Raw genomic sequence first — 10,526 nt, 5'->3', positions numbered from 1 at the left:
TGAGTAGTGAGTCATTGATAGCGATACAGTCGAGATTCCCATCCCCTATTGCCATTTCCTTCGAGTTTCAATAATCTAAAATAAACATGCAAAATTCTAAACTGCGTACCTTGGTGACAGATAGCAACTCTCAATGGCTAGCTGCTCCGTCTGAGTTAACCCTGTTACAAGACGAGATTCACGTTTGGCGAATGGAGCTTGACCAGTCAGAGTCTAAGATAAAACAATTTGCCAAACTTCTCTCTGAAGACGAACACGCGCGCGCTGAACGTTTGTACTTCCAACAGCATCGACAACGTTTTACCGTTGGTCGGGGTATGTTGCGAACTATATTAAGCCGATATTTGAATGTAGCACCACAATCCTTAAAGTTTAATTACGAAGCCTTTGGTAAACCAGTACTAGCAGAACCATTTAACGATAGCCAGATATGGTTCAACTTATCCCATTGTCAGGGAATGGCGCTATGTGCAGTATCTCTGAACCGACCAATTGGGATAGACTTAGAGTATATTCGACCAGTAACGGATGTTTTAGTACTTGCTCAACAATTTTTCTCAGCGAACGAGTACGCTGTGATGAAATCGCTTCCTCCAAATCAGAAGCAGGAAGTATTTTTCCGTTACTGGACATGTAAAGAAGCATATCTCAAAGCTACTGGCGCCGGCATTTCTCAACTGCAACAGATCGAAGTTTCGCTAACTCCTAACGAAGGAGCAAAAATTAATAGTGCTTCAGATTGGAGTTTGTTGGAATTAGTACCTGCGCGCGGTTCCGTTGCTGCTATCGCTGTACCTGGCGCCAAAGGTCATCTGAAACGCTGGCTGTATAATTAGTAACTCCCAAAAATTAAATTAACCATCCTGTGGGATAGGACTATCTTGTGGAATGGGCATCCTTGCCCGTTCGATATTTCAGGGCGGGCGAGGACACCCCACAAGAAAAACTTACAAGAAAAACTTACAAGAAAAAGTTTTCCTTTTTACCTTAATCCTTGCGCGCGTAAAAGTGTATCCAGCCAATCTTTATCTGTTTTTGATAAGCCAGGTACAGGTTCTTGATGATAATCGATGACTAAATCATAGCTCGCACGGTCATATAATTCGTTTAATATATTCTGCAAATCAATTATCGGTTCCACATCTCCTTTACGTAAAGGTATTAAAAAAGATGGAATAGAGTTTTGTATATTAAACGCATACAAATCCGCTTGTGGACGGCGTTCGCTACGACTAACTAAAATCCGATAATGGCTTTTAATGCTAGTTTCCATAACTGGTAATGGTACACCAGCGCGTAACAAGTCTATCTCGACCAAATGCGTATTACTACTTAACACTCTCTGCCGTTTAGTTTCATAACTGCTACGTCCCTCACCTGAGCGTTTATTTTTTGGAGATAAAATTTCAATTGTAGTGACTACTTCTTTAGTTTCAACCCGTTTTACTTCTAAATATCTTTCCTTAATTTCTTCAGTAATAGGAAGGGTTACATTAGTTGGTTGAACTGTAGGTATAGCTAAAGTAGTATTAGTTGTATTGGCGCCTGTTGTTTGGCGTTGGATTGAAACATCTGGAATACCTACAAGAATCCTATCGTTAGGCGTTGATTCATAAATTCGCTCTTCCACTGCCACAAAGTACTTTGGACGTAACAAGGGCGAGAGAGCGTCAGCGATAGTTATGATTAGGCGCCCATGTACCCCCGACCACAAATCAGGAGTTTCAAGGTAAGGATTCATCCCTGGAAATGGTGAAGGCATAGCAGTAACCAGAATTACTATAAATATAATAACGAATTACCCGCTTCAAGAAATCATGGTAACTCCTAAATCCACGTACTTTCGTTCTCAAAAGGATAGTAAAGTAGTTAAAGTTGCTCAAAGACTAGTTTTTATACTCTCTAGCTTCACAATTCCACTTATCCCTTCAGCGGCAAGAGTTTCTTACAATCCCTAAAGACACGAATCGATTAGAAGACCTTGATGTAATAGACGGGTTTTACCAAGACTTGCGGCGCCAATTTAGTACTAGAGTGCCAGGATTGAAAGTTTATTTTGTGCATCATAGATGTCCTAAAAACTGTTTTACAAAAATTTTAAACGTAAATAAAAACAATGTAGAGACTGTACATGTACGGTCTCTACAATTACGTTGTTTATTTTATGTGCGTTCCTACTGTTCTATGTCATTAATTTTGGGGCGTTGTAGCATAGGCGTCTCGCCTGTGCGTGCGGTCAGGCGAGACGCCTAACCTACCTGATCTTAGGGTAATTTAAGGAAACCAGTTTGAATTAAGTAAGTTGCGTAGGTCATAAATAACCTTGAGTCAACTGGCGCACAGGTTATCGAACTGTCTGCAAGTGCTTTTTGTGTTGCTTCGCAGCTAATTATTGGTCGGTTTGATTTTAAGTATAAATCTGGTATGGTTAGTTGTCTTTCTGACCAGCGCTCAAGTAGAAATGGTCGCAATGTATATAAGGGGTTGTCGGGAGAGGTTATATTCAATAGTTGATTTTGCCATTCTTGGTAAGGAACAAATTTGATGGGAATACCAAATTGGCTAATCCAGTTTACCAAGTCTTTTAACGGCGCCGGTTCAGGATGTTGTAAGTTAAATGCTTTGCCAAGTGATTCTTTTTGTAGTGAGAGATAAACGATAGCTTTACTTACATAGTCAACAGGGGACATGTCCATCATGTAGTCTACATCGGGGAAACACCCCATTTGGATACAACCTTTTGCCATCAAATTAATAAAATCATCCGTGTTGCCGACACCTGTTTGGCTATGTCCTGCAATTAATGGGGGACGGTGAATAGTTACGGGAAGTCCACGCTCGCGCGCTACTTTGACAAGTTTTTCTGCTACCCACTTAGTTTGTGAGTATCCAAGGAAAATACCTGAGTATTCGTTAAATTCATCGTCTTCTTTGACGACTTTACCTGCGTAGAAGGGAGACTCAAACACTGCAACACTTGAAACATAGTGCAGTGGTTTGGTTTTTATCATGCTTGCCAAGCGTATTACTTCTTGAGTACCGAGTACGTTGGCTGTTTTTAATGCTGAATAAGGATACACATAATTTAGCATTGCCGCACTATGGTAAACAGCATCCATATTTGCCGCGAGCATTTCAAACCCTTCACGACTGATACCAAGTAGCGGTTGTGATAAGTCCCCTAAAATGGGCATGATTCTACAATCAAAGTCCTCTGACCAGATTGCATATTTTTCTAAATTTTGCTTGATTTTATTTTTACCTACTTCTTCGTCTTGCGCGCGCACTAAGCAGTAAACGTCCGCATCTGTTTGTGTTAATAGCTCATAAATTAAAAAGGCGCCTAAAAAGCCAGTACCACCGGTTAAAAATACGTTGTCTGGATAAGATATAAAATCACTTGTGTAAGGTAAAGCTGGATATATACGCGGGTCTAGTACTACTTCTGCCTGTAAATCTAGAGTAATATTGGTTGAACTAGCGGCGCCTTGAGTATCTGATATATTTTCCTGACATTCTTCGGCTAAACGCTCTGATAAAGCTTCAATGGTTGGGTAGTGCCATAATAATACGGGTGATATTTCTACACCAAACACTTCTTGTGCTTGTGTAACTAATACCATCGCGCGCGACGAATCTAAACCATAACTTTCTAAAGGTTGCTGTACATCAATAGTATTCGGTGCAACTTTTAGCAACTCAGCTAATTTTGACGCCATCCATTCTTGAATACCTTCTGCAGTAAATAATTTGTCGGGAGTAACCATTTATTTGCCTCTGTTTAAAATGTTTTTTTGTTTTGTAGAGACGCGATGTTCCTCGCGTCTCTACAGGGGATATTTAATTTAAAGTTGAACTGACTGGATAGTACTGAGTGTAAGAGTCGTGAAGTTGTAAACCTTGTAATTTTAGGCTTTGAATACGGTACAAATAAGCTGCGCCTATCATGATATGATTAGCAATATCGACTACATGACGGTTGCCGACTTCTTCTAAGTAAGAACCTCTTACCCAGTCATTAAAGCTACCCATCGCAGGACCACACCAAATTTGATAATCGGCTTCGCGTCCTTTTTCTCCTGAATTTGACCAGCGTGAAGATAGTCCTAAATACCAACGGAAAATCAACGCCATTTTATACTTGGGATTATTTGCAGCTTTGGCTAATTTCTCTGGGTTGCGCTGCGTTAAGTATGTAACTGTTGCCTCCCAAACTTCGGCAATACTTTTGCGGAAGACTTGCTTTTCTAACTTTTCTCGTTCAGCAAGGGGGATTTCTTCAAGTGAGTTATAAGCTCTATATAATTCATAAAGCTTTTGCGCGCGCATGGGAAACATTGTACCGCGTTTGAGTACTTGTAGCTTGACTCCCATTTCAAACATATCTGCTGCTGGCGCCATCATTACGTCTGCCATTTCGGCTTTTGCCAGCAGTTGTTTTGTATAGTCACAGCTACCTGATTCTACGCAGGATTGATTGATTGAACCAGTGACAATGTAAGCGGCGCCCATCATAAAACCAGCTAGTGCAGATTGTGGATTGGCGATACCACCAGCAACTCCGATGCGAACTGGCTGTTTATAGTTATACTGCGCTTGAATTTCATCGCGTAAAGCTAACATCGAAGGCAGTAAACAAACTAAAGGTCGATTATCTGTATGACCTCCAGAGTCAGCTTCGACGGTAATATCATCTGCAATAGGTACTTTTTCGGCTAGTAATGCTTGTTCTTGGGTAATTAAACCTTGTTGAATAAGCTGTTTGAGTATACGTTGGGGTGCTGGTTGGAGAAATTTGCTTGCGACTTCTCGACGCGAAACTTTCGCAATAATTTTGTTATTGATTTCAATTTCGTTATCAGAATTTAATGCTAATCCTGCAACACGGTAATGAACGATATTAGGAGTTAAATCTAAAAATGCCGAAGCTTCGATAGTTCGCACACCGTATTTTAGATATAACTCAACCGCGCGACGTTCAATATCTGGTTCATTTGGACTATGAATTAAATTAAATGCGTAGGGACCTTTCGGTAATGCTGCTTGAATTGTGTTGATAGCTTTTTCCAGTCGGTCGGGACTTAAACCCCCGGCGCCGAATGAAGCCAAAATTTTTGCTTTACCTAGTGCAATTACCATTTCTTCCGATGCAATTCCACCTGCCATTGCACCAGTACTATAAGCATATTTTACACCGTGAAATGATAGAAAACTTGGGTCACCGAGATTTGAGGTAGTAGTAGGTGCCAGTACGGCAAGCAGTTCTGCTGCTTTTTTATCAGTATTATCTGTAGCATAGGTGTAACCATCATTAGTAACACCTATTTTTCCCTCGCTTCTAATAATATAACAAGGTTGATTTAAGCTTAATAGTTTATTTCTGATGCTTTTATGGTCAAACGATACGCATGAGAGGGAACCTTTCCAAGCTTGGTTTTGATAAAAGGAAAAGGCGTGAAAGTTCAATCCGTTATCGTATGCATTTATTACTGTTCCTATTTTCACGTATTTGTTCCTTTTAGGTGTTCAAATTTACGCAGAGCGTCACGCACCGACTTATAATTGTGACGTGACAATATTGTGAATAGTAAGGTGCGTGACGCTACAGGATTAATAGCTTCGTTTTAGAATTGTTGTAGCGTCACACACCCTACTTCAATAAATTTTCGGCGCAAGCAATTTGTAATTGGATTATTTCGCTCATTTGTTTACTAAATTGCTGCCTTGCTTCTAAGAACGCTGCGTGGTTCTTGTTAATGTTGGAGTTGTTTGTGTTTAGCTTAGACAAGTGCTGTGATAAGTGTTGTTTTGCAATATTAGAACGATAGGTTAATGGTTCTAATTTCTGTATGGGAATAGTTTGGTTAGTTTGGTTAGAAAAGGTTTCTGGAGTCTGGATGGTTGTTCCAGGCAACTTTTCAAATTTTATTGGAGGAGCGGAAGTTAAACTGTTATTCGTAACCTTTTCCATTGGGAATTCCTTTGGTGTTGTAATAAGTTGTTTTGGAAGGTTTTTTTGTTCCCTTTGATGTTCACTAACTAAGTTGCTGTTACGTGTGTTGGTGTTTGGTAACTTTTGAAATGTTTGTTGGAATATTTTTTGTAATGTTTGACGGTTTTCAGGGTTGAGGATTTTTTCGATGATGTTGGCGCCACCGACTGTGACGGTTTTCATGGTGGGTTTATGAGTTTTGGTAGTTGTCTCTATTTGTGTATAGAGCGGTGTTAGGTCTAGGGGTACTTGATGCGAGAGTAGTTTTGCTAAAGCTCTAACTATTGAGGTGTGATCATCTACTCCTCTACGGTTTATAGAAATTGTGGTGTGGGGTTTGTTTTCTAAAATCTTGTCTATCCAGCGTGAGCATACATTCCCAGAACCTGTTTCTAAGAAGATTTTGGCGCCGTTACTATAGACTTGGTTAACTAGACGAGGGAAATCAAGCGGTTCGCATAAGCATTTACCAATGCTTTGAGCGATGGTGTCGCTATTTAATGCAATTGGTTGATATTCGGCACTTGAATAGAATTTGACCGAAGGTAATTCTTGCGCTGGTAATGTGTTCAGTTTAACGATTTCCGAATATTCGGAACGCATTGCTTCGTTGTGAATGGCATGGTTGAACGGCGCCCGGAATGCGTTACAACCAATTGCTTTTATCGCGCGTTGACAAGCTTGGCTATCACCTGCAATTACAACTTCTTCAGGTGTATTAATTTGTGTTAGGTAAACGCGGGGTTCTTGTTTTAGGTGTTCGCGCACTTTGTCTGGGTCTGCCATTAATAGGTAAGTACTCCAGAAGCTATCATCGTTTGTTTGATTTACTGTGGGCATTCCCCAATATTCACGCACAGCATTTTTGGCGCCTGATACTCTGTCTCCGAATAGCGGTGAGATGTGGAAAGCGTTGATACCTCGGCTAAAGTCACTCCAAACTCCAGTAGAAGACATCATACTTGTTTCACCTAAGCTGTAACCAAATACATGCTTCGGTTTGACTTGGAAATCATCGGAGATAATAGTTGTAATTAAACGCGCGAACCCCATATCAGTCTCGAAAATTGCTAACGAGTCTTCCAAAAGTTGTTTTTCGAGGGTTTCGAGTTGACGAGTGGTAAGTTTGTTGAGACTACGTGGGAAGACTAATTGAGCAATATCAGCAACAAGACTATAAAGGCTTTTAATTACCTTGTCTTCGTGAACGTGGGGGAATAGTCGGAATAAATTGCGACTAATACCAATGTAAGAATTAATGGCAGCAGGGTAAATGAAAGCTACTTCACCGTGTTTACCCAGAGGTTTAGCAGTAAAATAACTACCTAAAGGTGTTTGCCAATCTTCTCCAGTTTCCAACGCTTTTGGAACTGCTTTGATGGCGTTGTCTATTTCTTTGCTTATTTCAGTTTGGTTTTTTCCAACTATTGCAAGTGCATAGTCGGAGTTGTTACAACTTTGGAAAGCTTTAAAAGTCTGACTAGCAATTGCTGCAAGATTGCTAGAGTTACTAGCAATCTGATTTTGGAGATTATCAAGTTTTGCTAGCAAGTCTTTATCACTACCTGCTATTGGGAATAAGTAAAATGGCGTTTGCTCTAAATACTTACTGGGACGCTCCACTTGTTCGGGTTCTTCCGACAAAATCACGTGAGCATAAGTACCATCAATTCCAATACTGTTAATTGCTGCTACACGCTTTTTGATGTCTTTGTTTAAAAACCACGGACGCGACTCAGGAGCAACATAAAAAGGACTGCCTTGCCATAAAGCCTGATTTTTGACACCTGTCCATTTAGGAGTTCCGGGAATGTATCTATGATAGAGACACAATGCTGTTTTGATTAAACTGGCAATTCCTGATGCAACAAACGTATGACCAATATTAGATTTAACGCTTCCCAAAGCACAATTCAATTCCTGCTTGGCGCCAGGATATGCTTGTAGTAACCCTGCAATTTCTGCCTCGTCTTCCTCTGCTATGCCACTACCGTAAACTTCTACATACTCAACTTCACTCGGTTGGACATTAGCTATTTGCAGCGCTTGCTGTGAGACTGTTTTTACATATGCTGCATCTGGAGTTGTAAGACGTTTATCTAAATCTTGCGTGGGAGTGGAATTTTGCTGGCAAAGACTTACTGCATCAATCACCGCATAAACACGGTCTTGCGCTTTACTATCATGACGCTTTAATACTACGGCGCCTGCACCTTCACCAAGATTCCAACCGTTAGCTTTTTGGTCATAACTTAGAGTATTGATACCTGTATTAATCGGCGCCAACTTGTTTCGCAGCAGTACATGTTCCAATCCCCCAGCTAAATCAACTGCTCCCACCAGTACTGCATCAACTTCCCCAGTCGTTAATAAATGCTGGGCAATTTCCAATACTTTAAACGTCGAATTTTCACCTGCAGTAATAGTAAAAGTTGGACCAGTGAAATCCCATAGCGCACTAATCCGACTTGCCATGATGTTAGATATATAACTAACATGCTCACTGATTTCAACTGGATGGTGAACTGCGTCTTTAAGTACCGTTTCAAGTTGATTAACTGTATCTGTAGGTAAAGAACTTTGACTTGCCGCTAAACCTTCTTTAACTTGCCAGTCTAAATTCCAACGCTGCTGCAACTGATGTACAGAAAACTCTGTTTCTGTCGCAATTAACACTGCAACATTACCACCTTCTTTCATACCCGCATCTACAAGCGCGCGGTCAGCTACTTTCAACAGTAATAACTGCTGTGGATTCAATTTTGCTAATTCGTTAGGTTGTATTTTATACGCTAATGTGTCAACATCAAAATTATTAACATATGCTCCCTGTGGTGCTTTGCCATCGGTGAGACCATACTGTTTAAGTAAATCATGCTGCGTTTCGATACCGTGCCAGCGTTCTTCGGGTAAAGAAGTAAACTGCTGTGTACAGTCATAAATACTGCGGTCAAACGCATCTAACCCGTTACAATTTCCGAACATAGCATCCATACCAACAATTGCCATCTTTGCAAGAGCTAGTGGTTGTTCTGAATGCGCTGGATGTGTCGTCATTCCCTGTTCGAGAATCATGTGAGCATTTGTGCCGCCAAACCCAAATGCACTAATTGCCGCGCGTTTAATAGGCGCCTTGTTCGACCAATTAGTTGCACTCTTGACAACATTTTTGGGAGAAATAACGCTATTACCGTTACCAATAGCTTCCTTTACATTAATAGTGGCAGGAATAACTCCCTTGGACATGCTCAAAAGTACCTTGGCTAACCCAACAGCACCTGCTGCCGTCAAAAGATGTCCGACATTTGCTTTTACCGAACCTACGAGCGGTGAAGCTTGGTGCTTACCAAAAAAAGTTTCGACTGAGTTAAATTCGGTTGTGTCGCCAAGTAAAGTACCTGTAGCATGACACTCCATATAATCAATATCGCGCGGGTTTACATTAGCTTCACAATACGCACGCTCGAAAGCTAACACTTGACCTTTAGAATTGGGACTGAGTAAATGCTTACCCCGTCCATCATTACTAAGCCCATTTCCAGCAATTACCGCATAAATTCTGTCACCGTCTCTAACAGCATCACTATAGCGTTTGAGTACGAATAATCCTGAACCTTCGGCAGTCATCAACCCGCGCGATGACTTATCAAGTGGACGACTAATATCATTATTTTCGGGATACCCTTGAATACCAGAAAATAGCATCCTAATAAACAACGGGTCAGCAGCGCTAATACCACCAGCCAACATCATATCTGCTTTATGCGTCCATAAATAATGCGACGCTAACCGTATTGAATATTGTGGTGATGAACATGCAGCGTCAATACAAAGATGAATATTCGATAAAGATAGCGCTTGGGCGATTACAGCCGCTGGCAAACCCGATATCATAGCATTATGGGTTGAGGCACTAATACCATCGTTACCAGGTAGAGGCAAATCAAAATTCTCAGTCTGTAACAACTCACGAATAGCAGGCGCCAAAATTTGCTGATAAATAGGAGCAAACACGCGATTGGAATATTTAGTAGGTAAAGAAAGAGTACCTAATATTACCCCGCATTTTGCCAATATTTCAGACTTGTTCAGATAACCACTATCTCGAAGTGCCTGCTGTGCGACATATAACGACCATTTAAAAGTGTTATCGAGACTATCAAGAAAATCTGGAGGAAGTTTATAGCCTTTGCTATCGAACTTAAAGTCACGAATAAAAGCTCCCTTCAAAGAGTAAAATTGATCTGGCTTACCTTTGACTGGGTTATAAAATATACTTGGTTCTACGCCTATTTCTTCAGCAGTGATAGTGGAAGTAGAGTCTTTTTGCTCGATTAAATTATGCCAAAACTCATCAGGGTTTTTAGCATCAGGAAATAAACAAGAGTATCCGATAATAGCAATTTTTTCCACGGTTTATATGCTCTGTTAATAATAGTGAATGGCTGTGGTGTGAATTGATCCCCCCAACCCCCCTTAATAAGGGGGGCTAAGAATTAGCTCTTGTTCCTTGCCTTAATAAAGGGGGCTAAGA

At 40.7% G+C, this 10,526-nt stretch carries 5 protein-coding genes; 1 reads left to right on the top strand and 4 read right to left on the bottom strand.

Annotation, left to right across the window (positions count from 1 at the left end):
- Positions 1-86 precede the first annotated feature (86 nt).
- Positions 87-836, top strand: a complete 750-nt coding sequence (gene hetI / locus AC2JBO_RS21940; RefSeq protein ID WP_496955775.1) for a 4'-phosphopantetheinyl transferase HetI — start codon at positions 87-89, stop codon at positions 834-836.
- A gap of 146 nt (positions 837-982) precedes the next feature.
- On the opposite strand, the gene AC2JBO_RS21935 is transcribed toward hetI, so the two are convergent.
- The 4 genes from AC2JBO_RS21935 to AC2JBO_RS21920 all read right to left on the bottom strand — a co-directional run bounded on the left by AC2JBO_RS21935 (position 983) and on the right by AC2JBO_RS21920 (position 10,405).
- Positions 983-1,762 carry a DUF4058 family protein gene (locus AC2JBO_RS21935; protein WP_496955774.1) on the bottom strand — a complete coding sequence of 260 codons (780 nt, stop codon included), beginning with the start codon at positions 1,760-1,762 and terminating at the stop codon, positions 983-985.
- 502 nt (positions 1,763-2,264) lie between these two features.
- Positions 2,265-3,767 (bottom strand): thioester reductase domain-containing protein, encoded by a 1,503-nt coding sequence (locus AC2JBO_RS21930; RefSeq protein ID WP_496955773.1) that lies wholly within the window; start codon positions 3,765-3,767, stop codon positions 2,265-2,267.
- Between the two features lie 73 nt (positions 3,768-3,840).
- Positions 3,841-5,499, bottom strand: a complete 1,659-nt coding sequence (locus AC2JBO_RS21925; RefSeq protein WP_496955777.1) for a PfaD family polyunsaturated fatty acid/polyketide biosynthesis protein — start codon at positions 5,497-5,499, stop codon at positions 3,841-3,843.
- 151 nt (positions 5,500-5,650) lie between these two features.
- A complete protein-coding gene (locus AC2JBO_RS21920; protein ID WP_496955772.1) occupies positions 5,651-10,405 on the bottom strand; it encodes a PfaB family protein in 4,755 nt (1,584 codons plus the stop codon).
- Between the last annotated feature and the right edge of the window lie 121 nt (positions 10,406-10,526).

This window comes from Calothrix sp. CBUCES-K 9914 (genome assembly GCF_059640475.1).
This window is presented reverse-complemented; position numbering and strand designations above follow the sequence as displayed.